Origin of the sequence: Clostridium sp. K13 (genome assembly GCF_019734195.1) — a bacterium.
Lineage (GTDB): Bacteria > Bacillota > Clostridia > Clostridiales > Clostridiaceae > Clostridium.
In genome coordinates this window covers 1-26626 of record NZ_JAASHM010000025.1, presented here as the reverse complement: position 1 = coordinate 26626, position 26626 = coordinate 1, and the positions used below count along the sequence as shown (strand labels likewise).

The 26626-nt window shown below is 27.1% G+C and carries 20 protein-coding genes; 18 read left to right on the top strand and 2 right to left on the bottom strand.

Annotated features, from left to right (window positions below; all coding sequences use genetic code 11):
* The first annotated feature begins 93 nt into the window (after positions 1-93).
* From HCG76_RS19120 to HCG76_RS13145, 4 genes are read left to right on the top strand one after another with little or no spacing between them, the layout of a single operon-like run.
* Positions 94-654 carry an adenine deaminase C-terminal domain-containing protein gene (locus tag HCG76_RS19120; protein WP_260458141.1) on the top strand — a complete coding sequence of 187 codons (561 nt, stop codon included), beginning with the start codon at positions 94-96 and terminating at the stop codon, positions 652-654.
* A gap of 16 nt (positions 655-670) precedes the next feature.
* Complete coding sequence (ade, locus tag HCG76_RS13150) at positions 671-2413, top strand: adenine deaminase (RefSeq protein ID WP_221700859.1); 1743 nt, start codon at positions 671-673, stop codon at positions 2411-2413.
* A 14-nt stretch (positions 2414-2427) separates the two neighbouring features.
* The gene (locus HCG76_RS19115) at positions 2428-2691 is read left to right on the top strand and encodes a hypothetical protein (RefSeq protein ID WP_260458140.1); all 264 of its coding nucleotides are present in this window, start codon (positions 2428-2430) and stop codon (positions 2689-2691) included.
* 45 nt (positions 2692-2736) lie between these two features.
* The gene (locus tag HCG76_RS13145; RefSeq protein WP_260458139.1) at positions 2737-3663 is read left to right on the top strand and encodes a hypothetical protein; all 927 of its coding nucleotides are present in this window, start codon (positions 2737-2739) and stop codon (positions 3661-3663) included.
* A gap of 117 nt (positions 3664-3780) precedes the next feature.
* Here the strand turns inward: HCG76_RS13145 and HCG76_RS13140 are convergent, their stop codons facing one another.
* Positions 3781-5136 carry a hypothetical protein gene (locus HCG76_RS13140; protein ID WP_260458138.1) on the bottom strand — a complete coding sequence of 452 codons (1356 nt, stop codon included), beginning with the start codon at positions 5134-5136 and terminating at the stop codon, positions 3781-3783.
* Between the two features lie 213 nt (positions 5137-5349).
* On the opposite strand from HCG76_RS13140, the gene HCG76_RS13135 reads away from it, so the two are divergent.
* Together HCG76_RS13135 and HCG76_RS13130 are read left to right on the top strand one after the other, a co-directional pair.
* Positions 5350-5877 carry a hypothetical protein gene (locus HCG76_RS13135; RefSeq protein WP_221700858.1) on the top strand — a complete coding sequence of 176 codons (528 nt, stop codon included), beginning with the start codon at positions 5350-5352 and terminating at the stop codon, positions 5875-5877.
* Positions 5878-6082: 205 nt separating this feature from the next.
* Positions 6083-6628 (top strand): hypothetical protein, encoded by a 546-nt coding sequence (locus HCG76_RS13130; RefSeq protein ID WP_221700857.1) that lies wholly within the window; start codon positions 6083-6085, stop codon positions 6626-6628.
* A gap of 142 nt (positions 6629-6770) precedes the next feature.
* Here HCG76_RS13130 and HCG76_RS13125 read toward each other — a convergent pair whose 3' ends face one another.
* The gene (locus tag HCG76_RS13125; protein ID WP_221700856.1) at positions 6771-7211 is read right to left on the bottom strand and encodes an Hsp20/alpha crystallin family protein; all 441 of its coding nucleotides are present in this window, start codon (positions 7209-7211) and stop codon (positions 6771-6773) included.
* A 415-nt stretch (positions 7212-7626) separates the two neighbouring features.
* Here HCG76_RS13125 and HCG76_RS13120 point away from each other — a divergent pair, with 415 nt between their 5' ends.
* The 12 genes from HCG76_RS13120 (at position 7627) to HCG76_RS19400 (ending at position 26547) form a co-directional block, all read left to right on the top strand.
* A complete protein-coding gene (locus HCG76_RS13120; RefSeq protein WP_221700855.1) occupies positions 7627-8589 on the top strand; it encodes a bile acid:sodium symporter family protein in 963 nt (320 codons plus the stop codon).
* Positions 8590-8629: 40 nt separating this feature from the next.
* A complete protein-coding gene (locus tag HCG76_RS13115; protein ID WP_221700854.1) occupies positions 8630-8767 on the top strand; it encodes a hypothetical protein in 138 nt (45 codons plus the stop codon).
* 249 nt (positions 8768-9016) lie between these two features.
* Complete coding sequence (locus HCG76_RS13110) at positions 9017-10351, top strand: MATE family efflux transporter (RefSeq protein ID WP_260458137.1); 1335 nt, start codon at positions 9017-9019, stop codon at positions 10349-10351.
* A 351-nt stretch (positions 10352-10702) separates the two neighbouring features.
* Complete coding sequence (fmt, locus tag HCG76_RS13105; protein WP_221700852.1) at positions 10703-11656, top strand: methionyl-tRNA formyltransferase; 954 nt, start codon at positions 10703-10705, stop codon at positions 11654-11656.
* Between the two features lie 124 nt (positions 11657-11780).
* Positions 11781-12221 (top strand): hypothetical protein, encoded by a 441-nt coding sequence (locus tag HCG76_RS13100; protein WP_221700851.1) that lies wholly within the window; start codon positions 11781-11783, stop codon positions 12219-12221.
* 404 nt (positions 12222-12625) lie between these two features.
* Entirely contained in the window at positions 12626-13126 is a 501-nt protein-coding gene (locus HCG76_RS13095) for a hypothetical protein (protein WP_221700850.1), read from the top strand.
* Complete coding sequence (locus tag HCG76_RS13090; RefSeq protein ID WP_221700849.1) at positions 13119-13835, top strand: hypothetical protein; 717 nt, start codon at positions 13119-13121, stop codon at positions 13833-13835. The genes HCG76_RS13095 and HCG76_RS13090 overlap by 8 nt, the downstream gene beginning before the upstream one ends.
* 288 nt (positions 13836-14123) lie before the next feature.
* Positions 14124-15236, top strand: a complete 1113-nt coding sequence (locus HCG76_RS19560) for a YHYH domain-containing protein (protein ID WP_370778158.1) — start codon at positions 14124-14126, stop codon at positions 15234-15236.
* A 619-nt stretch (positions 15237-15855) separates the two neighbouring features.
* On the top strand, positions 15856-18270 hold the full coding sequence (dptF, locus tag HCG76_RS13080) for a DNA phosphorothioation-dependent restriction protein DptF (protein ID WP_221700848.1): 2415 nt from the start codon (positions 15856-15858) through the stop codon (positions 18268-18270).
* Positions 18271-18272: 2 nt separating this feature from the next.
* Positions 18273-19658, top strand: a complete 1386-nt coding sequence (gene dptG / locus HCG76_RS13075; RefSeq protein WP_221700847.1) for a DNA phosphorothioation-dependent restriction protein DptG — start codon at positions 18273-18275, stop codon at positions 19656-19658.
* Positions 19639-24801, top strand: a complete 5163-nt coding sequence (gene dptH / locus HCG76_RS13070) for a DNA phosphorothioation-dependent restriction protein DptH (RefSeq protein ID WP_221700846.1) — start codon at positions 19639-19641, stop codon at positions 24799-24801. The genes dptG and dptH overlap by 20 nt, the downstream gene beginning before the upstream one ends.
* Before the next feature lie 18 nt (positions 24802-24819).
* Complete coding sequence (locus HCG76_RS19400) at positions 24820-26547, top strand: DUF262 domain-containing protein (protein ID WP_221700845.1); 1728 nt, start codon at positions 24820-24822, stop codon at positions 26545-26547.
* Positions 26548-26626: the final 79 nt, after the last annotated feature.

The following is a 26626-nucleotide window of genomic DNA, read 5'->3' as shown; positions in this document are numbered from 1 at the left end:
GTTTTAACTAGTAAATTAAAATGTGCTAAAACTACTAAAGAAGATTTTGAATATAAAGTAGGAATAAAAAATGGATGTGAAAAGGTACTTTCAATGGATGTTAAGGGACCTTTCGTTCGTAAGAGAAGAGATGTAGTTTTAGAAGTTAAAGATGGTATAGTTCAACCAAGTCAAATTCAAGATGCTGCAATGGTATCAGTAATTGAGCGTTTTGGACGTAATGGAAATAAATCTTTAGCATTTTGTTCAGGATGGAATTTAAAAAGAGGTGCAATGGCATCAACAGCAGCACCAGATGATAATAACCTTATTGTTATGGGTGCAAATGCTGAGGATATGTCTATTGCAGTAAATCATTTAATTGAAAATGGTGGAGGACAAGTTGTTGTTGCAGATGGTGAAATTCTTGAATTCTTACCATTACCAGTTGGAGGAATTGTAAGTGATTTAGAACCAGAAGTAATTGCAGAATGGGAAAAACGTGTTAATAAAGCAGCTAATCAATTAGGGTGTGATTTACCTGAACCATTAATGTACATGTTCTTTTTACCAATAACAGCAATTCCAGATTACGCAATTACAGATGTTGGACCAGTAGATTGTATTGCTTTAGATACTTTCGATCCAATTCTTGAGCTTATAGAAAGTAAGTAATAGAGGTGGCGTAGATATGGAAAGAAAAGATCTTAAAAAATTAATTGATATATCAGCAGGTAGAATTCCTGCTGATGTAGTTATAAAAAATTGTAAAGTTGTAGATGTATATAATGGAACTATTATTGAAGGAGATATTGCTATTTCTGATGGTTTAATTGCAGGGGTAGGAGAGTATGAAGGAAATTCAGTAATTAATGCAGATGGAAAATATGCTGCTCCAGGATTTATTGATAGTCATATACATATAGAATCATCTTATGTTAGTCCAGAAGAGCTAGGAAGACTTATAGTACCTCATGGAACAACAACTATTATTGCAGATCCACATGAAATAGCTAATGTATGTGGATTTAAGGGTATAAATTATATTCTAAAAGCAGCAGAGGGAACAGCTCTTGATATTAAAATGATGTTACCTTCTTGCGTTCCAGCAACTCCATTTGAACATTCAGGAGCTAGAATAGATGCTAAAGATATGATTGAACCAATGAAAAGTGGTAAACTTCATGGATTGGGGGAATTCATGAACTTTCCAGGTGTTATTTTTGGACATGATGAGGTATTAGATAAGATTATTGTTGCTAAAGATGAAGGAAGAGTTATTGATGGACATAGTCCAGGATTAAAAGGAAATGCACTTAATGCTTATGCAGCAGCAAGAATTAAAACTGATCATGAATGTGCAACTATTAATGATATGCATGATAGAATTTCTCGTGGACTTTATGTTATGTTACGTCAAGGTTCAGCCTGCCATGATTTAAGAAATTTAGCTAAAGGTGTTACACCTTATAATAGCAAACGTTGTTTATTATGTGCAGATGATATGCAACCAAAGACTATTTTAAGTGTGGGGCATTTAGATAATAGTTTAAGAATGTGTGTTGAAGAGGGAATTGATCCAATTATAGCAATTCAAATGGCAAGCTTAAATGCCGCTGAATGTTATGGATTAGAAGATAGAGGAGCTATTGCTCCGGGATTAAGAGCAGATATTGTTCTTTTTGATAATCTTAAGGATTTTAATGTAAATAATGTTTTAATAGAGGGTAAAGAAGTGGCACAAGGTGGACAATATAAATTACCAATGACACTTCATGATATTTCTGATACTAAAGGAAGCTTCCATGTAAAAGATTTTTCAAAAGAAAAGTTAAGATTACCTATTAATTCAAATAAGGCATATGCAATTAATATTTTACCAGGTGGAGTAGTTACAAGCAAAGAAGTAGTAACTATTAACCGTGATGAAAATAATGAATTTGTATATGAAAGTGATAAAGATGTTGTTAAGGTAGCTGTAGTTGAACGTCATGAAAATACAGGAAATGTTGCAGTTGCTTTATTAAGAGGTTATGGAATAAAGGAAGGTGCTATAGCACTTTCAATAGCACATGATTCTCACAATATTATAGTAGTTGGTGTAAATGACCATGATATGGCCTTTGCTGTTGAGGAACTTATAAAACAAGGTGGAGGAATTGTACTTGTAAAAGATGAAAAAGTCTTAGAAAGTATGCCAATGCCTATAGGGGGACTTATGAGTGATCAAAGCGGTGAATGGGTGGATAATAAGCTTAAAAGCATTCACAAAATAGCTCATGAAATTCTAAAGGTAAGTGAAACTGTTGAACCTGTTATGACACTTTGCTTTATGTCATTAGCAGTTATTCCAGAATTAAAGCTTACAGATATGGGATTATTTGATGTTACTCAATTTAAATTTATACCAATCGAAGCAGATTTAGAAGATTAATAGGGGAGATAATAATGAATAAAACTAACATAAAAATACCTTTCTTCAGTACTGGAGATATAGGTGGATTAACATATACAATTACAAACAACATTGTTAACTATCTTATAGTTATAGCAACATTATCAGGGGTGCTTGCATGGCCAGATGAAATAGTTTATGGTCGTGTTATACCTGGAATGTCTATTGGACTTTTATTAAGTGGTTTATATTATGCTTATATGGCATATAAATTAGGTAAAAAAGAAGGACGAGCTGATGTAACAGCATTACCATAAGGTATATCTACACCAGCTATGTTTGTTATATTATATGGTGTTATAATGCCATTACATTATGCATTAGGTGAGCCAGAGCTAACATGGTCAGCAGCAGTTGCAGCATGTTTTATTGGTGGACTTGTAGAATTTATTGGTGGATTTATTGGACCATGGATGAAAAAGAGAATTCCACGTGCAGCACTTTTAGGAACTGTTGCAGGTATAGGATTTATATGGATGGCTACACAAGATGTATTTGATGTATTTAGTGATCCAGTTATAGGTCTTCCAATATTACTTGTAGCTATGGTAGGTGTATTTGGAGGATACTTATTTAAAGGAAAGTTCCCACCACTTGTTTTTGCAATTTTAGGTGGTATCATATATGCATTATTATTAGGACGTACACAAATAGATTTTTCAGGAATAGGATTCTATTTCCCAAATCCAGCAAACTCTATTCAAGGTCTTATTAATGGATTTGCAGTAGTTTTACCATACTTAACAATAATAATTCCAATTGAAATTTATAACTTTATTGAAACAATGGATAATGTTGAAGCAGCTAATGCAGCAGGTGATAATTATATATTTACTCAAATTACAGGATCAGTAGGATTTGCTGATGTTTGGACAGAGGTATTACCAAATGGAGTAGAAGGATATGCAGTTGAAGTATCTCAATACTTAATTGATCATGGTGTAATGTGGAGAGGTGTTGCTGAAGTTAAATCAGGAGCAATAATAATAGGTATTATTTTAGGAACAATAACAGCATTTATTATTGATAAGAGATTAGATAAGCTAGCTATAACAGCACTATTTGCAGCAGTGCTTGCTTTATTTGGATTTATACATAGTGCTTCATTAGGTATATACTTAACATCACCTTTTGTAGCAGGGTATTTAGTTGTAGCAGTTATAAGTTATATTCTTCATTTAGGCCGTGGAAAATGGTTTGATGCTCCAGAAAACTTCGAATATGTATAATAGTTACTATATGTATATAAATTTTAGTGTTTAAGGTTGAATTATAAAATTAAATTAATAACCTAGGATAACTTGAAATGTTCAGTTTATCCTAGGTATTTAATTTTACTATAAAATTTAATTAGTGATTTCAGTATCTTTTTCAATACTGAAATTTGTATAATGTTGATCTAAATTTTTATTAAACATTAAGTTTTGATACTCAGGTATATTATATGGAAGCCTAAATGGAGTATTATAATGTATATAATTTACTATATTACCTCCAAAGGTAGTAGTATAACTATTAATATTTATTTTATAAAGAACATATCCTTTCAGATTAGTAGAACCAAATGGATAACTTATAGCACCGCTAATTTTATCGCTTTGATCAACATCTCCAAAAATATCAATATTACCAATGGAACCATCATTTAATCTAGGTATAGAATCAGTATATTTTATTCCTTTATTTTCATATAACAATCTTCCATTTATAAGCTCTAAATCTTCTGAAGCACTAATTGTAAATCCGTCATTCCAATAGGGTTTTCCATTTTCCCAGTTGAAAAATTCAATAGCATACAGTTTAGTGTCAGATACTTCTATAAAAATAGTTGTAGCTTTTAAATTTATATTACTAGGAGATTTAAAGCTTAATTTTTCACTGAAACTTTCAATGTATAAAGCATCTTGAATAAGAGAAATATCTTCATCAGCTATATCATTAAGTATATCATGAGGAAAGCCTTTATTTATTAACATATCCCTAGTTGCTGAAGAGTTACCTGGAATAAATTCTTTAGATTCTAATTGAATATGATTTGAAATTACACAACAAATAGCAACTACAAAAGCACAACTTACTATGTAAGATATAAAAAGACTTTTGTTACTAAGTTTTATATTGTCATTTGAAGTTGTACAATTAATGTTTTCTAAATCATATCTTAATTTATATAATGAGTGAAAAATATAAAAGTAATAAATAATTACTATTAAAAATACAAACCAAAGTTGTCCCAATAGAGTTAGCCCAGAAATTATAGTTAGTATATTCCAAATAATAAGCATTAAAACGGGATCTTTACTTGGAGTTATGTCATTCTTATGGAAGATGTTTTTAAGTCCTTCTCTAAAAATAATTAAAAAAGCTAATCGAAAGGCCGTTAAAATTATTGTTCTTATAAAATTGTTTTGAAATTCTATGTTTAATGGCGTAGATATATATATTAAGTTTGTTAGATTAATGATTACATTTATTATGGAAAAAATCCATGTAGCATGGAAAAATTTATTTTCATTTCTTAAATCTCTAAATCCAATATATAAAAATACTGTTCCTATAGTAGGCAAAATATATTGTAGTCCCCAGAAATTAAGAGTTATTACGTTTAGCATAAATCCTAACGTTATATTTTTTATAGAATTATGCCAAAAAGTTTTCCAGTAATCATCTTGTAAAGCTATTGTTAAATTATTATTAGTCATAATATAGTGTATCTCCTGTTATATAAAATTTTTATTTTGGGATAGAATATGATTGCTTATTGATTTTATAATACAATATTAACATAAAATACAAAAATATTACAAGTTGGCAAAAATATATATGTAAAGTATGACTATATTCGACAAGGAATATAAAGGAAATTTGTTATAATTAATAGTAATAAGTCAAATTAAAAAAGGGGGGATTATATAATGAAAGCAAAACAAGAAACTAAAGTGGAAGCTGAAATGATAGAGTTTGTTATACGGTGTTCAGACAAAGATGTTTGGATAAGTATAGAGAGTATGGTAGCTAATAAGGTTATAGAAAATGCTTTTAAAGTTGAATTAAGAAAAAAAGAAGTAAGTAAAATATGCTCTAATATATGTGAAGAGCTTAATTCTATATTTGATATTAAAAATAATAAGAGAGCATTAATGAATATAATAAATGCAACAAGCAGAAGTGAGAGAAAGTTAAGTTTAATGACTTTATCATTAGCTAGTTATAGAGAATTTGATGTGTTTGGAAATGAAATTAATGTTGAACCACAGATATTAATAGAGCCTAATGGAACTCAATTACCTTATTTAGATATAAATAATGAGTTTAGTAAATTAATTAATTATATTTATGATAATAAGGAAAAGTTAATTAATTTGGCTAGTATATTGTACTGGGCTAGTACTGATGCTTATTATGAGTATAAAAGTAGAAAAGAAAGTAGAGCTAACTATTAAAATAGAAAAATTATTAAATAAAAAGCAAATTAAAATATCTCATATTTGGGTATAGGATATTTTAGTTTGCTTTTTTGTTAGAGAAATTAAATTAATTATTAAAGATAAGAAGTGCAATTAACATTTAAATAAAAAATGTATAAAAAGCCATAGTAATAAGAAAAAATGTAAAGAGAGGGGGAGAGTATAGTTAGGAGATAAAGTTATGAGTAATAATATAGAAGAAAAGGTTAAATGTACAATACCAATTAAGGTTGATTCTTATGAAGCATTATTTAATGAGTTCGACTACAGAGATGTTAAGGATCGAAATATTAATTCTGATTTAGATGGATGGATTCAAGAATATATTTTGAGAGTACCATATAAATTAAAAAATATTGATGTTGAATTAGAAGTAAATATGCCAGTAGAGGTTAGGGATGAAAATAAAGAAGAAATATCAAAAGAAAGTATAATAAATTCTTATAAAGAGTTTTTATCTAGGGAAAAAAAGTTGAGTTTTATGGGGGTAATAAGAATTGGTTATTATATAATTGCAGCTGCAATTCTTTTATCTTGTTGGTATTTTATTAAAAATTCTAAAGGTGACTCTTTATTTACATCATTATTAGATTCTGGAGGGACGGTATTATTATGGGAGGTTATGACTTTAATATTTATAGAAAGTAAGAATTTTAAGTATAAGGTGAGGGTTAATAAGAAGTTAAGTAATATGGATATAGTTTTTAGGTATTTAGAGGATATTTAGTGTTTAGAGGTATAGGTGATAAGCTTAATATAAGTAGCTTTAGTTTTAATTATAATTAGGAAAGCAGTTACAAAGTTTTATTTTGCAACTGCTCTATTTTTTAACCCATTGGAAACATCTTCTTTCTAGAGTTTTAAATAATCTATTCAATTAAAATCCTATTACTATCATTTGCAGTTAATTCTTTCTTAGGTAACTTGATATTTAAAACGCCATTATCAAATTTAGCTTTAATTAAGTTCTTATCAACATTAGCAATATAGAATCCTCTAGAAATTGATCCATAACTTCTTTCACGTTTAATATAATTATCTTTCTTTTCTTCATGAGTATTATTTCTAGTAGCGGAAATAGTTAAATAATTGTTATTATAATCAATATTTATATCTTCTTTTTTAACTCCTGGCAATTCAGCATTAACAACATATTCTTCAGGAGTTTCTTTTATATCAGTTTTGAAACTTCCGCCAGATTTAAATTCTGATAACATATCATTATTAAAGAAATCATTGAACATGTCATTAATAGTTAATCCTCTGTTATTTTCTCCATTATTAAATTTAAAAGGTACTAAACCTAACATACAAAGACCTCCTTTTTAATCATATTTTTTGTGAAATTTCAAAAGTAGTTTTTAATAAGCTTAATTGAATTTTCCTTTTGAGAAGCTTAGTTTATTAAATTCTCTTTCATTACTTCTCTTATCTCTTTGTACAAGTACATTATAAGATTAAAGTCAAAGAAGGTCAAATTAGTAAAAGTGAGAATAAAATAGCAAGAGTGAGAAAATAGAAGAATTAGTTTAGATGATAATTAATTTCAAATAAATATTTGCTTATTTGAAAAAAATTCATTGAGAAAGTGGAAATTTAAAATTAATTATAAAAATCAAGTAAAATATTAATAAAAATAGATAAAATTTACTATTATTATAAAAAATGCTATGATATAATAGTAAAAAGAAAATTACAATATAAGTAAAATTGGGGGCTGTTAAAATGAATGTCGTAAAAAAGATTGGGGATTTTATAGGAAAGTATATGGCTATAATAGTTATTGGGGTAGCTGCTATAGCATTATTTTGGCCAAGTAGTTTTACATGGGCAACACCACATACTACATTATTATTAGGGATAGTAATGTTTGGAATGGGAATGACTTTAGATTTAAATGATTTTAAAATCGTATTTTCTAGACCAAAGGATGTATTAGTAGGATGTTTAGCTCAATTTACTATAATGCCTTTATTAGCATTTATATTAGCAAAGTTATTTAATTTACCAGCAGAATTGGCAGTTGGTGTTGTATTAGTTGGGACATGTCCAGGAGGAACATCATCAAATGTAATGACGTTTTTAGCTAAAGGAGATATTGCATTATCAGTTGGAATGACTATGGTTTCAACAGTTCTTGCTCCAATTATAACTCCAATATTAACGTTGTTACTTGCAGGACAATGGATACCAGTATCAGCATCAGCTATGTTTATATCAATTATTAAAGTTGTTATAGTACCAATAGTTCTTGGAATTTTAGCACATAAGTTTTTTGAGAATATAGTTACAAAATGTACATCAGTATTACCTATAGTATCAGTTACTGCTATAGTTTTAATAGTTGGTGGAGTTGTTGGAGCTAATTCTGAAAAGATATTATCTACAGGGTTATTAGTACTAGCAGTAGTTATAGTACATAACATGCTAGGATATGCGTTAGGATATGGAATTGCTTATGCTCTAAAATTAGATATAGCTAAAGCCAAGGCTGTTGCAATAGAAGTTGGGATGCAAAATTCAGGATTAGCTGTAACTTTAGCATCTACACACATTTCACCAATGGCTGCAATACCTGGAGCAATATTTAGTGTATGGCATAATATTTCTGGATCAATAGTAGCTAATATATTATCTAGAATAGATAATAAAAAGGAAAATAAAAGTGATTTAGTAGCTGAAATTTAATAAAGAAGAGTCAGTGTTTTCATATCTAGAGGTAAGTGACTTGAAAGATATTATAAAGTTTTATGAAATGGATAATACAAATTCATGTAGTAGGTGGAAGAAGAAGGAGAGACTTGTTAATTATATAGTTGATGTAAGTAAAAGTAGGATAAGTAGAGGTAATGCTTTTAGGGAGTAATATAGTAAACGATAGTTCATATACAATAAAAAATAATAACATTTAATTGTATATTAAAATATTAAAAAGCATAAAAGAGAATATTGAAATGATTAAGAATACAGGAATAAGAGGATAAAATTGTAAAAGTATACTTGAAAGTTTAATATTAATATAGTAAAATTTCATTAAAAGCCACTTTTAACTATTTTTTGGAACCAAAATAGTTAAGAGTGTTTTTTTTATGCTTTTATGCTAGGAGGATTATTAATGGAATTAAAAGAAAATAAAATGGAATCTAAATCGATACTTCCACTATTATTATCGATGTCTATTCCTGCAATATTGTCTATGATAATTCAATCAATGTACAATATAATTGATAGTATGTTTGTCGCTCAACTAGGGAATGATGCATTAACTGCTGTATCTTTAGCTTTTCCTATACAAAATATTTTACTAGGAGCGGCTGTAGGAACAGGTATTGGAGTAAATTCCTTAATATCTAGAACTTTAGGTGAAAAAAATACAGATAAATCAAATACGGTAGTTACATATGGACTTATACTAGGATTTATCACATGGGTTGCATTTTTGATATTAGGTATTTTGTTTATTAAACCATTTTTCTCGATGTATACAGATTCAGCTAATATTTTAAATTTAGCTACTGAATATACAAATATAGTTGTGTACTTTTCTTTTGGTATTATAATTCATATAATAATAGAAAAAATACTTCAAGGAATCGGCTCAATGATTTACCCTATGGTATTTGTTTTAGTTGGTGCAATTATTAATATTATATTAGACCCGATTTTTATATTTGGATATTTTGGTGTACCGAAATTAGGAGTGAAGGGTGCCGCCATAGCTACGATAATAGGTCAAATAACTGCCATGGTTTTAGCTGTAGTTACCTTAGTAGTAAGAAAAGGTGAAGTGAAAATAAAGAAAAGAAATTTAAGATTTGATTTAAATATTATTAAAGAAATTTATGTAGTAGGTATACCAGCAACAATAATGTTTGTTTTAGGTTCTGTTTTAGTTGTGGGATTAAATTCTATTTTAATTAAAATTTCTGCTGTTGGAGTATCTATACTTGGTATATTTCTAAAACTTCAATCCTTTGTATTTATGCCAATAAGTGGACTTACTCAGGGGGCCATGCCTATTATGGGGTTTAACTACGGAGCAGGAAATAAAGAGCGTTTGATGGAAACTCTAAAAATAAGTTTAATTATTTCTATTATATTTGGCGTTTTAGGGAACATTATATTCATAGTATTCCCTGAGCAATTGTTATATTTGTTTAATAGCACTGGAGAAATGCTTATTACAGGTAGCACTGCTTTAAGAATATTAAGTTTTAGCTTTATATTTATGGCTGTAAATAATATTCTATGTACACTATTTCAAGCTGTTGGAAAAGGAATGTATAGTTTAATAATTTCTCTACTTAGACAGATAATTATTATATTACCGTTAAGTTATATTTTTTCAAAAACTTATGGAATAAGTGGAGTGTGGATAACGTTTATAATAGCAGAAAGTTTTTCTACTATTGTATCTATATTTTTATTTAGAAAGATGAAAGTTAAATAAAGAAGTGCAAAAATGTAGCAGTAAGATAAAATACCTAGAATAATCTGAATATTTCAGTTATCCTAGGTATTTTATTTTATTCTAAAAATTCCAAGGTTTCATTTTTTATATTAGGCATATTTGTACTTAAAAAATTTAATCTTTTAAGACGAAGTAGTAGAATATTTGTAATTGATATGAAAATAATACTTTATTTAGTGTATAATTGTGTTGTTATATAAGTGAGTTTGATTTTAAAATTAATAGATAAATAGAAATTTAGAAGTTAGATTAAAGGAATATTTGTAAATTGTTGTATAAAAATAAATAACTACAAAATATATTTTGTAGTATCAAAGGGAGGTATGAATAATGAAAATAGTTTTTATGGGAACTCCTGATTTTGCAGTTCCCTCATTGAAGAAAATGATAGAGAAATATAATGTAAGTGCCATTGTAACACAACCTGATAAACCAAGTGGAAGAGGAAAAAAGGTAGCAATTTCACCAGTCAAGGAGGTTGGACTATCGAATGGAATTCCAATTTTTCAGCCTGAAAAAATAAAAACAGACTCTATAATTATTAATAAATTAAAAGAAATAGAACCTGATTTTATCATTGTTGTAGCATATGGTCAGATCATAACTAAGGATATACTTGATATACCAAGACATGGATGTATTTGTCTACATGCATCTCTTCTTCCAAAGTATAGAGGGTCATCGCCAATAAACTGGAGTTTAATAAATGGAGAAATAAGAACTGGAAATACGACTATACTAATGGATACTGGTATAGATACGGGTGAGATGCTTATGACAAGTGAGTTTGACATATCTGAATCTATGACAGCTGGAGAATTGTACAATTTATTAAAAATAAACGGTGCTGAACTATTAGAGGAAACAATAAATGGAATTATCACAGGAAAAATTTCTGGGGTAAAGCAACCCAGTGATGGAAGTTCTTATGTACAGATGTTAAACAAGCAAATGGCAAGGATTAATTGGAATGATAGTAGTATTAACATACATAATTTAATAAGAGGATTGAGTTGTTGGCCATATAAAAATATAAACTCATGGCCAACTGCTCATACTTATTATAAAGATATTCCAATTAAAATATTTAAATCAAAGTCAATAGAGGCAAATATTACTAAACCGCCAGGTTATATCATAGATGCAAATGATGAAGGAATTGCAGTTGCCACAAATAACGGTATTCTGATTATAGAAATATTACAGTTTCCTGGGGGAAAACCTCTTCAGGTAAAAGAATTTTTAAAAGGAAACAAAATAGAAAAGGGCATTGTATTAACATAATATTAAAATAGCTTGAACTTTGAATAGCACAATATTTTTAATTAATATGTAAATTAGACTTTATTTAGTACAAAATTGTATTATTAAGCTTGTAGTTTAGTAGAATTAAAAGAGGGGATAAATTATGAGAAAAGTATGTATTATTTTAGTTTTATTACTAACATTTTTAGCGCTAGTTGGCTATAATGTTGGGACTTCTCAAGATAAGAGTAAAAGTAATTATAATGAAATTTCTGAAAGGATAATATCCCAATATTTAGATTCGTTATCTAAAAAGGACATAAATGATTTAAAGATGTATTCTACTATTGAGTGGGGAAATGGATTTGACCAAAGTATAATAACTGCGTTAAATGAAACTTTAGAATCTGCAAAGTTATTAAAATACACAATAAGAGAGAGTAAGCCAGATAGGATAATAGTAGATGCAGAGGTAGAAGTTAGATGTTATGAAAATTCAATAGCAACAGGAGATTGGCAACCTGGAAAGTCTATTTCAGCTAAAGCATTTGAGTTGATTAATGAAGATAATGAATGGAAAGTTAATGGATGGGGAGCATATTAGCTAACAATTAAATTTTAAAGAAGGCTTATTATAAGAAAATTGATACTCTAAAATAAATTGGGCTTATAAATAGGGATATGAAGAGAAAGTAAAATGAACAGATTATAGAGTGTAATGAATTTATCTGTGTTAATATAGAAAAATTTAAAGAATAAATAAAACAGTTGCAAAAATATTTTGCAGCTGTTTTGCTTTATTCTTTAATTCTTTAATTGAAGCATTAATTAAAGAAAAAAGATTTTGATGATAATCTATTAATTTATGATTTCTCTATTTTTTTACTAAAATTTGAAGAATGTTACTCTGAATTATCATTGAACATTAAGTTTTGATATTCTGGAATAATATATGGAATTCTAAATGGAATATTATTAATATATATTGTATTAAGGAGTGTGGTTAAAATGAAGTGGTATGAAGCTAGTAGTATTGAAGAATTAAAACAAATAGGAAATTTAAAAGTAGTTAAAATGGAGATTAACAAAGATATAAAAAGAATAACTGGAAGAAGTAAATTAGAGGGCTTTATAAAAATGGGTAGTAGTAGTTGGAAAGGTCAATATGAAAAGATATTATCATTAAAGAAAATAATAAATAATTTTAATGGTAGTGATATAAATGGCTATAATAGAAAAGAATATTTAGGACAAGCTAATGATATAAACTTTAATTATTTTAAAAGTGAAGCTGATAAATATATATTTTGCTTATTAGAGCTAAGTGGAGAAGAAAGGATGAGACAGCTTAAAATATATAAATCGTTATATGTAAATAAAGAGGCTGCGAGAGAATGGTATATGAATATAGCTAAAAGTATACATCCTGACATTTGTAGTTGTGAAAAGTCCGTAGAGGCTATGGCAGAGCTTACAAGCATTTATAATAAGATGGTAAAACATGAATAAAAATAAGCAATTAGTAATTATTAAATCTTATATAAAGGATATAAGATATGAAATGCCTAAAAAGGCTGAGGATTTAGATAAAATTACTGTTAAGAAAATATCTAATGCTATTGGAAGTGGGATTGTAGATAATAAGGGAGTTGTATGGTTTGATTGTAGTAAGTTGCACACAATAATAAGAGTTAAAAGTAAAGGTGATGCAGCTTATATTATAGAGTCAATTGACAACAAATATAAAGAAAGCTTTAATAATACAACTTATATTAGATGGTCAAGCCTTGTTTCAATAATAGCAAAGAGGATAGAGGATCATCCTCAAAATAATTACTTAAAGCTTATTTTCAATATTCTAGATGAAATAAATAATTCTAATGATATTAAGGTTTTACAAAGTCAAGCATTAGAATTACAAAGGAAAAATATTAAGAAGCTTAAAAAACAACGAATTAGTAAGTTCAAAATAGTAAGAGATGAACTTACTAATGAAAAATTAGACAAGAGAAAAGCAGAGTTTTCACATATAAGAAGTGTCACAATGTATCCAGAAGTTTCAGAGTATATATGGAATGGCCTTATAGTTAATAAGGAGACACATAATTTAATAACAAGTGAAAGTGTAAACGATGAAGAGCAATTGTATAGGTTGTGTTTTAAGAATGGATGGAATATTAAGTGGTATGATGAGTATAAAGAGATGATAAAAAGTTAAATATATTAATAAGTAAAAATAAACTAGTACAATAATATTTTTTATTAATTATATTATTGTACTAGTCTTTTTTTATTTATTAAGGAAAGAACTGATTATATAAATAATATGAGATGAATATTTTGGATAAAATTACTTTTGTAATAACGACTAAATTCGACAGAAAAATATTGTTTTATTTATTATAATACTAGAGTTGAATATATAAGGGGAATATGTTTAATGATTTTGAAAGATTATTTATATTAGTAAAAACAAAATATAAATAATAGAAAACGGGGGATAAATATGATAAACAAGAAAATTACAAAAACAATTATAGCACTATTAGTTGCTATGCCTTTAACTACTCAATTAGCTTTTGCTCATAGTGGAAGAACTGATTCTAACGGAGGTCATAAAGATAATAAAAATAAATCTGGACTTGATTCATATCACTATCATTGTGGAGGAAATCCAGCTCATTTACATAATAATGGGGGATGTCCTTATTCAAGTACATCATCTTCAGTGGGCAGCTCAGGTGGTGGATCAAGTACATCATCACAAGAAGCCATCATTGCTGCTGCAAAGAAAGAAGCTAATGATTCAGGATATAATGCCGGATATTCAGCAGGATGTAATGGACATGAATTTAATAATAGCAATTCATCAACTTATTCAGCAGAATATCAAAGTGGATATTCTAATGGATACGAAAAAGGTAAAAGTGAATTAGAAGATAATATTAGTAGTGCATATAATGAAGGTTATGCATTAGGGTATAAGTGTGAAGATGAAAATAATACATATACTGTACAAGCTGTGAGTGATTCTTATTTAAAGGGCTATAGAGAGGGAAAAAGAGTATATATAGAAGAAAATACCAATTCTTATATACAATATGGTGAAGAGGATGCTCATAATTTTGTAATGAGAAATTTTGGGGGTAATGTTCCAAGTGAGTTAAAAGAAAAATATACAACTGCGTATAATAAGAAAACTACTGAATTAAAAGAAGTTGCATATGATGCTGGATATGTACAAGCATTAAAGTGTATTGATTCAGATGCTTCAAGTTTTAATAATGAAGAAGAGATAAGTTCATATAATAAGGGGTATTCTATTGGAGCAGCTGATTTAGAGAACGAGAAGAATGCTGCATATGAAGCAGGATATGCTGAGGAAGAGTATTCTGTACCTGAAAAGTTATCCATTGCTGAAGAGGTAGTAATGGCATCTTATAATGAGGGAGCAGAAGAGTTAAGATTAGAAAAAGAGAAACGAGCTAAGGCTGTTACAGCTACAGTTGTAGGAGTGTTAGTTGTTACTGGAGCTGGTGGAGCTTTTATTATGAAAAAGAAGAAAGCTTCAAAAAAGGCAATTTTAGATTTGGATAAGGATGAGAAGAAAGTTTCTTAGTTATATAAATTTCAATGTATGCTTAGGTATACCACAAATAAACTATAAAAACTATAATATTTAATATAAAGCGCTTACTTGAATGTAAGTGCTTTTAATAATTTATTAACAAGAAATAACTATAATAACATAATATACTTAAAAGTATATAACAATATTCGACAAATAATAGAGTCATATTTATTGTATAATTTATTTGAATAGAACATGAATAAATTTATAATAAATAAAATTATTTCTTATAAATTATATAAAATAATATATAAGAATTAGATAAAATTAATATTCATTATGCTTAATAATATTATGAGTAGTATACTAGAGAAATAAAAGAAGATATAATGGTTTTATGATAAAATATATTTATTATTACATGGATTTAAATTAGATAAATTAATATATTTTAGTGAAATAGTAAAAATAATTTTATAAAGTTATAGATATCTAAAATAGGATACCTAAATAACCTTAGGTATCCTATTTTAGATAAGGATATTTGGGATAAAAATGAATGTCAATTTATAAAAATGAATAAATAGGGATTACTTATAAATTATTTATCATGATAGAATGAAATCTAATAATATATAAATTAAATATATTGAAAGGAAGTACTAATTTGAATAGAGATATTTTTAAATATTTAGAAAATGATTATAAAGAACTGTATAGCCTAGGAGAAGATATTAATAGCCTAGTATTTACATCTCCACATAGCGTTATAGTGAAGTCAAGAGTTTTTATAGAAACATTAAGTAAAGAAATTGCTAAGTTTGAAGAAATGGACGAGTTAAACTCTTTAAATTTAGCTGAGAGATTAAGTAAATTAAAATTTGCAAGTGTATTTCCAAATGAAATAAATGATTATTTCTTTCAGATAAGAATTAATGCAAATAAAGTAGCACATGAAGCTACTGAAGGAGAATTACAAATTGCACTTAGTATACATAGATATATATTTAAAATTACATGCTGGTTTATAGAAACATATGTAGACTATAATTTTAATGCACCTTTATATAAAGATCCATTACCAAATTCAAATAGTGAAGATAAAAAAGAAGAGTCAAATCTATTAATGAAGTTAATGGGAAAAGTAGATTCACTTATACATTCAAATAAAAAGACTGAAGAAATTATATTAGATAAGGTTTCAAATGAAAGTATTAGTAAAGATACTTTTATAAATATACAAGAGAAAGATAGTAATAATAAGATATTGGAAGAAGAAAAAAAAGTTATTGTAACTAAGGAAGTTGCTATTTCAAAAGAGACTAGAGAAGTTAAAAAAGAATGTCTTATTCAAGAACTATCAAAATTAAAGGAATCATCTAAAGAAGCTGTAGAGGGATTAAATACGTTTAGTTCATTTAAAAAATATATGCACGTAAATAGAGATGCACAAAATGAATTGCAAGATATAATATTAGCTGCAGACAAGTTAGAAAGAGCACAATTAATTTTAGTTTGTGGTAGTGTTGGTGATGGTAAATCACATATAATTTCATATTTTAAAAGCAAGTATCCAGATGTAATGAAGAATTTTATATTACATAATGATGCTACAGAAAGTTTAGAACCGAATAAAACATCTATGGATACTTTAAATGATGTTTTAGATTGCTTTAGTGATGAAAAAATAGAGACAAGTACTAAAAAATTAATATTAGCTATTAATTTAGGTACATTAAATAATTTCATAGATTCTGAGTATGGTGATAGATTTACTATACTTAGAGAATATGTTGAAAGTAAAAAGATACTAGAAAAGAGTATTGTTGATAATAAGTTTGAAGAGAAGAGTAATATTCAATTTATTAATTTTAGTGATTACAACTTATATACTTTAAAAGATGGTAAAGTTCAGTCTAAATATATTAAAGAATTAATAAATAAAATAACGAATCCATCAGAAGTTAATGAGTTTTATAATTCATATAAAGATAATTGTAGTAGTTGTAAGAATAAAGATAAATGTCCTATTAAAGCTAATTATGAATTGATAAGTGAAGATAATGTACAAAGTGCAATAGTAGATTTGTTAGTTCAATGTATTATAAAGAATAAAATTATTATTTCAACAAGGGCATTATTAAACTTCATGTATGATTTAATAATTGCTAGGTCGTATATAGATGTTAATTCACCTATGTTTAAAGATAAAATAGGAAAGCTTAAAAATGATGAGTATATAAATTCATTAACTCCCAATATAATTTTTGATCATAAAGAATTATCATTTATATTTAATGCATTAAGTACTTTAGATCCGCTAAATATAAGAAATGAAAAAGTTGATGATTTTATTATTAAGTTTAATAATTCAACAGAATTAATGGGATTTTTTGAGGAGTATATAGATTATCCAAGAGGATATATAGAAAAAATATATAATGTTAATTTTGATGAGTTAGAAGGAAGAAAAATAAAAACTAATTTATTGAAATTGTTTATAAGAAGTTATTATCTTTGTGGAAAAGGGGATTTATTCTCATTAAACGATGAAGTCTATGAAAGCTTTATAAAGTACTTATACTTCTGGAATAAAGGAGAAAAGTCAAAGCTTGTTGCTTTATATAGTGAAATAAAAGATGGTATCTTAAAGTGGAATGGTGAAGCAGAAAAAAATAATATAAATATTTTTATTGGTAAAAATCAAGTGAAATATAAAGTAAGTGAAGAATTAGAGATAAAAGCTGATGCAAGTAATCTACCTATTAATAAGGAAAGTGAGCTTATTAAGTTCTTAACTGAAATGGAAATTAAATATAAAGGTAATAATTTAGAAAGTTCTTGTGGAATAGATATAGATTATTCACTATATGAATTGTTAATAAGAGTTAGTAGTGGATATAGACCAAATAAAAAGGACAAAAATCATTTTATTAAGTTTATTGAGTTTATAAATAAGATTGAATGTGCTGGATCACAAAATAGTCAGCTAACATTTACTGAAAAGAATAGAGAAGAAAATAAAAAGTATAGATTAGAATTTGATGAAGAATTTGAAATATATAGATTTGTGGAGATTTAGGTATGTGTGAAGAAATTAATTATAAGTTAGATTTAGAAGAAATAAGTACGGCTTTTAAGTTTACAGAGAAAGGTTTAACTCATAAGCAAGGGGGAAGATATAAACTTTTACCTTATGCAGCTAATGAAAAAACATTAGTATCTGAATTTTCAGGTGTTGTAGGTGCGTTTTCTAGAATGATATCAAATAAGGAGCTTAAAGGTGAATTTAATGCAGATGAACTTATTGATGAGGTGGCGGATCAAATAGGAGAATATGAAGGTTCTTCAAGTAGAGAAGTATTTAAAGATATAGTAAGAACTATGTTTATAGATGGAAATAATTTAGTGGATTTTGATATTAAAACAATTAATTATGTTTCTGCTACATCAGCAGATGAAAAAATAGCTAAATTTTTATTCTCAACTTTATTCGATAAAAGCTTAACTGAAGAGGTAAGTAAGCATTATGATAGAGAAATTGATAATGTTCTTTATAAATTAGTATTAAAGGCATTACCAGAATTAAAAGAGAAGGACTTTTCTACCAATGAGTATAAGTGTTATTTACCATTTGTAAGAGAGTTATTTATAAAAGATTTAAAGTTCCTTTTAAGTAATGAAGAGTTATATAAGAATTCATTAAAGAGATTTTTAGAATATTATTATATGTTCTATGTATCACAACTAGCAATGAAGCTTAAAAACTTTGAAAAAGCAGATATTACAACTCCAGATAAATTATATTATACATTAGCTTGGGAGAGTACATCTAAAAATAGAACTGCTTATCAGTTTGGATGGGAAAAAATAAAGCTTAGCATAAACTCATTATTTTCTCATGCTATAACATTAGAATTATTAAATTATCATAATTTAGGGGATCAATTTGGATATGTTGAATTAGCAAATATATTTACTAAAAATGATAAGTGTCAGGTTGAAAGTGAAATATTATCTGTATTTGATGCATATACAAATCAAATAAAGGATAAGCCTTGGAATGACTTTAAAGAGGTAGTAAGAGAAACTGAAGTAAATGGATTTAAGTATGTTTACAAATTATTTGATGCAATAGAATATCAATTTGTAAAGTCAAGTAGAACGAGAGCATATGAGGCATATAAGAATTGGTTCGTAAGGTTTGTATATGATAATTTTGCAAAGAGAAGAGGTCAATTAGGTTATAACTTAAATATGACAGAGGATGATATTATTTTAATGACTAAAATATGTATCAATGATAAAGGAAGAATGAAGCTTAATAAACTATTTGATGAGTTTGAGTTAAGAGGTATATTCTTTGATAGAGATTCAAAAACAAAAATTGTACAGTTATATGAAAAGTTAAATTTATTAGAAAAGAAATCAGATAGTGGGGATGCACAATATGTCAGATCAGTTTTATAGTTATTTAGCAAATAAAATAATAGAATTTTTTACAATAAATCCATTAACTATTGGATCAAAGTATAATATTCAATTTGAAAAAGAAGAAGAGGTTAGAGAGTTATATGAAAAATTAAAAGACAATACTTTATATAGAACTTATGAGTATAAAGATTCAAATGGGATAGTTAAGTATAATGCATATCAATTAGATTTTAATGGAGTTCAACTAATAGTGTCAGCAACTATAGATGATGTTCAACCAGATTTCTTAACTAGATTAAGAAATATGGTTGGTATGGAAGCAGGTTATGAAACTAAGGCTATTTTATTTATACATAATACTACTTTAGATAGTATTATGGGTGGAACAGAATCTTTTGCAAAAGAGGGAATGCCTTTTCATATAGACTCTATACAAAAAGATATTAAATCAGGTTTAGAAAGCTCTTCGTTTACTGAGGTTGATAAATCAATTATTGAAATGGACTTAGATAGAAAAAAGAATATGCTATTCCAAGATAATAATTCAATATTTGAATATAGAGAAGTTTTAGATATTCTAAATAAAGGATGTATTAACAGAGAACAATATAAAGAGTTTGGATTGTTTTATGATAGTAAACTAAGTGAATTTGAAGGAAAAGCATTAAAAAATAGAATAAAAGATAATGCTTTATACTTTAATAGAGTAGATGAAATTCATAACTATGGTAATCCTGAAAGTCAATTAGAAAAGTATTTTGAAGAAAAGGGAATAGAAAAGTTAAAGGTTAATGAATGGAAAGATGTAGAATATAAATATGTAGAAAAGTCAGTTAGTGAAAAGAAGGAAATAAAACCATTAGAGTATATTTCAGCATCACATGAATGGGATAAAGAAGAAGGTACATCAAAGGCTAAGTCTAGAATAAGAAATATAATAGTATTTAATGAAAGTAGAGCAGAATCAGTAGATTTAGAATTCTATTTTGATGATTCATTAAAGAAAGAATATATCTACAAAAAGGAAGGTGAAGTAGAGGCTTCAACTTCAGGAAAAAAACTAAAGGTAACAATAAAAGATATAGAAGGAAAATCTAATTTTTATAAGGTTATTTATAAAGATGAAAAAGTAAAGTTTGAATTTAAAATAGTTATGTTAAAGTGTAATGAGAAATATCTTGAAGGCATAAAGTCTAAATTCTCATTAGTTATTAAGAAAAAAGAGCAATACATTTCAGTTAACACTAATGATTCATCTTTAACATTTAATGAATTTGCTGAAGGAAATATAACTAATTATGAAATAGATTCTAATAATGATGTTATAAAGATTGAAAGTGATGAGAAATTAACTGTTAAAATAAGCGAAAACTTTGAATACGAAAATGATAGTGATTTGGCTAGATTCAACTTAAAGATAGGAAATGAATTAGTTCCAATTGGTATGGTAGGAACTACAGAAAAAATAGCACCTATAGAAGGTTTTAAAGTTTGGAAGTTAAAAAGAGAAAAAAATAGTGACTTTAAATTAGTAGGTGAAAATAAATTACAACATGGAACTAGAGAATACTTTACTAGAGATGAGTTTAGAAGAAATTTAGATTTAGAGAAAAAATTAATAGAATTAGAAGGATTAAGCTTTATTGATACTATAGATGGAATTGAAGTAGTAAACTTAGAGTTAAATAATGATGTTAAAAAATCATATTCTAATATATTAGAGTATTACAGAGTTTCTAAAAAGTTACCAAGTTTAACTTATTTAAATGATGATATAAAGAGCTTATATGAAGTATTTATTAGTTCATATATAAATGCATTAAATAATATAGAAGAAGGTTCATACCTTAGTCAGTCAGAAAAGAATTTATTTAAAATAGGTGCAATAAAAAGAGAAGTTGAGGATAGGGAGTTAATATTTACTTCATTACATCCATTAAATATAGCCTATCAATTACATTTAGTAAATTGTATTGATGATGAAACAATAGCAGATGAAGTATTAAAGAAATTTACCTCAACATATTTACTACCTTATATAGTAGATGAAAATGACAAATTATATATTCCTATGGAACAACAACATACTCCTGAATGGAAGTACTATGTAGATGAAAATCTTCCAAGATATAAAAGTTCAAGGGATTTTGTTTCAAAGTTGGTTAATGAAAAATTAGAAGAGTTTGTAGGGCATTTTAAGTACATGTTTGAAATGGGAAATAATGCGCCTATAAGAATTAACTTAATAAATACAGGTGATAGTAAAGAAATACTTCAAGGTATATTCAAATATTATGTGAAGCAACTAAAAAGTAGTAAGTCAAAAGAAATATTACCTATAGATTTATTTATATATTCAAATAAGAATATAACTAATGCTTTTGAAGAAGTTGCATTTAATGAAAATATCAATAGTTTAAAAGAAATATATAATTTAGATTTAAATATTGATCATATGTCAGAAGAAGATGTATTAAATATTTATAGAGAAAAAGTACATTTTTATTCTAAAAAATTAGAAGAGGGTATAGAGTATGCTCATATAACTTTCTTAGAAATGAATAATGAAGCTAGAAAAATAACTTCTAATATGGACGATATACCATCAGGTATTATATTAAATGGAATTATATCAGGAGTTCCATCAGTATTTTTAGGTGATTCATATAGAACTGGATTTGGAACTAAATATACAAATACGGATAATAAAGTAATGAATATAGCTACAAGATTAAATGCAGTTAATGCTTGTTCTGCTGGAGAGCCATTTAACAGTAATCAATGTAAGGCTATATCAGTGCCTAATAATAGTAAGACAACATTAGATAAGATATATGATGCAAGTCATTGGATTACTTTTATTGATCCAAAAGTTGATTTGAATTTCTTTAAAAATGATCCTAAGGCTAAAGATTTACTTATTATTCATTATAGTGATCAATATACTACAGCAGGAGGATATGATGCTATTACAGTTACAAGAAAGTCTGGGCCATACCAAAGAGTTATTGAAGAATTCTTAACTAAAAAAGGTGTTGAAAATGCACATGATTACTCACCAGCAGTAATAAATATGTTTAATGCTGTAAATGGTGATTGGTTATTAAGATTATTATCTAGTAAATCACATTTTCCTAAAGAAAAGATAAGTATTCTTTCAGCAATAAAATTAGCATTAGCTGAATTTAAGAAAGATAATGTTATTTGGGTTCCAATATCATTAGAGGAAGTCTTAAGAGTATCTGGAGGTGCTGGATTAAAACAAAGTGAAGGATTCTTATCTACTAAAAATTTAGGCTTTGAAGGTGGAGCAAGTGATGATATATTACTTGTAGGAATAGAGGAAATAGATAATGAAGTCCTTGTTCATTATTATCCAATTGAAGTTAAGATTGGTGAAAACAATTCAACTTATATTCAAAAAGGGATTGAACAAGCAAAATCAACTAAAAAGATATTTAATGAAACACTATTACCAGATGAAAATGGTGATTTAACAAGTACTCAAAAGGTATATAGAAACTTCTTAATGCAATTAGTTATAACTAGTGCTGAAAAGTTAAACTTATATCATGTTTGTGATGAAGAAAATTGGGTTAATGTAATTGACTCAGATTTAAGAAGAAAATTACTTAATGAAGAATATGAAATAAGTAACTCATTTGAACATTCAATAGGAAAAGCAGCTGTAATATCATTTAAAAAAGGAGTAACATTTAATGATATTAGAATAGAAGATGAAGTTATGGTTATTGAAATGTCAGAAGAAGAAGGAATTAACTTTATTACTAAGAGTGTTAAAGAAATTAGAGAACTTGTTGATGGAGTTCAAATAGCAGGTTCGAAACCAAGTAAACCTGATGAAAGTACTAATACGCCACCAAGTAAAAATATTGGATTAGATGATGAAGAAAAACTAACACCTCCAGAAATAGTTACTGATGAACCTGAAACTGTTATAAAACCAGTTCAAGTGGTAAATGATCCTATAGAATCATATATACCAGAAGATAAAAATGAAGAAAGAAATATGGAAATACTATTTGGAATTAATGAAAAGAACAATAAAGAAGTTTATTGGTATCCAAATGATACGGATAAAGTATTCCATACTAACACTGGTATTATTGGTACAATGGGAACTGGTAAAACTCAATTTACTAAATCAATGGTTACTCAAATTTATAGAGAATCAAAATATAATGTTGATGGTAAAGATGTTGGAATATTAATTTTTGACTATAAGGGAGATTACAATAAATCTAAGACTGATTTTATTAAGGCTACAAATGCTAATGTATATGAATTATATCATTTACCATTTAACCCTTTATCAGTTATTAAAGCTGCAAACTCAAAACCAATGTTGCCACTTCATACTGCAAATAGCTTAAAAGTAACTTTAGCTAAAGCGTTTGGACTTGGTATTAAGCAAGAAACATTATTAAGAGATTTAATAATGGAAGCTTATGAGAAAAGAGGAATAGTTAAGAATAATGCTGATACATGGGATAAACCAGCGCCTACATTAAAAGATGTTTATGATATCTATGTAAATAGAGAAGATTTAAAAGAAGATAGTCTTTATGCTGCATTTAGCAACTTAATAGACTTTGAAATATTTGAACCAGATCCAGATGAAACAAAGAGCTTATTTGAACTAATAGATGGAGTTACTGTAATAGATTTATCAGGATATGATCCAGATATTCAAAATTTAGTAGTTGCAATTACTTTAGATTTATTCTATTCTCAAATGCAAGCTTATGGGCATAGTGGAGTTAAAGGTAGTTTAAGACAGTTAAATAAGATGATATTAGTTGATGAGGCAGATAATTTCTTAAGTAAGGATTTTGAAACATTGAAGAAGATACTTAAGGAAGGAAGGGAGTTTGGAGTAGGAACAATTCTTTCAACTCAATTATTAAGTCACTTCTCAACAGGAGAAAATAAGTATTCTGATTATATATTAACTTGGATAGTTCATAATGTTGCTGAAATTAACCCTAAGGATGCAAAGTATATATTTAATGCTCAGGCTAAGGCTGATCAAGAGATGATTTGTAATAAGATTAAAAGTTTAAGTAAGCATTATAGTTTGGTTAAGATGGGAGATAATGATAGAGCTATATTTATGAGGGATAGAGCTTTTTGGGAACTGGTTAATAATAAGAGATAGATTGCAGGGGGTACTAAAGTGAAAATTGATGCACATAGTAAGAGTATTAGACAATTAATAAAAGATGAGTATATTTTTTTAGTTCCAGATTATCAACGAAAGTATTCATGGACTGAAAGTGAAGTAGCAGAATTATTAAGTGATTTAGAAGTTGCGAAAGCTAATAGTAATCATCATTTTTTTGGAACAGTAGTAATTAGTAGTGAAAAGTGTGAAGAGAAAAAAATATTTGAAATTATAGATGGGCAACAAAGAATAACAACAAGCATAATATTAATGTACTCTTTATTGACTATATACAATGAAATAAAAAACAGTTATGGATATGACAACTTGTCTCAAAGAATAGATAAGTTATATAGTATGTTAGTTTTTCAAGATGATGATGGAGAGATTAAATCATCAAAATTAGTGTTGAATGAAATAAATAATGAATTCTTTAGTGAATATATTGTTAAGTCATGGACTATGAATGATATAGAGAGAGAAGCATTATATATTCAGTTATCAAAATCAATGAAAGTAAAGCAGTCTAATGAAATTTATAAGAGTTATAAATATATTTTAAATGAATTTAGAGAAAAAGTTAGAAATTCAAATAATATTGAAAGTTGTATTGAAGAATTTAAAAGTATTCAAGATACAATATTAGATTATTTTGATGTTGTTTTAATTACTGTTGAAAGTGATGCTGATGCATTTTTGATATTTGAAACATTAAATGATAGGGGGTTAGATTTAACAACTGTAGATTTAATAAAAAATGAATTGTTTAAAAATTGTAGTAAAGATATTCATTTTGAAAAATATAAAAATAGGTGGCTGGATATAATTAATAATTTTGAAGATGCAAAGAGTGTTAAAAGTTTTATAAGACATTATTGGATTTCTAATTTTAATGAAGTTTCTCATGTGAATTTATTTAAAGAAATACGCAGATATTTAAAAGGTTCTTCAGATGCATCAAAAAGATTAATTGATGGGTTAAAAGCTCAGGCTAACTTTTATGGAGCAATTGTAAATCCAAATACAAATAACATATCTAACAAAAGATTATTAGATTTATTAATTGATATGAAAAATTTAAAGTATGATTTAACTAATCCTATTTTATTATCAGCCTACAAACATTATAATGGGGATGAAGAAAAAATTGCAGATATTGTATTGATATGCAGAAATTTTTTATTAAGATATATAACTATAGGTAATGGAAAGCCATCATCTGTTGAGAGTGAAGTAGGAAAATTAGCAAGAAATTTTAATGGAGATATGATGTGTATATCTAAAAAGTTTAAGGAAATTTCTAAAGATAATGAATTAGAAGAGCAATTAAAAACATTGAAAGTTAGTTTTAAAAGTTATTATACTTATTTATTATTGGTAAAATTAGAAGAAAAGAAGCATATTAATGAAAAATGGGTATGTCCAGGACGAAAAGATATAACAATAGAACATATACTGCCGCAAAATATAGAAGGCACTGAATGGACTAAAGTATTTACACATGAACAAGCCGAATTATATATGAATAGATTGGGTAATTTAACTTTACTTGGAGCTACTGGTAATTCTAAGATAAAGAATAGAAGCTTTGAGGATAAGAAGAAGTTTTATAGTGAAAGTACAGATATGAAAATTACTAAGCTGGTAAGTAGTTATGATAAATGGACTAGTAAAGAAATAAATTTAAGACAAAAGGAAATGAGTAGTGAATTAATGGATATATTGAAGTTAGAAATATAAGTATAAAAGGGGCTGTATCAAAATAACTTTTGATACTAGCCGAATAAGAAAGGGAGGATTCGAATTCGAATCCTCCCTT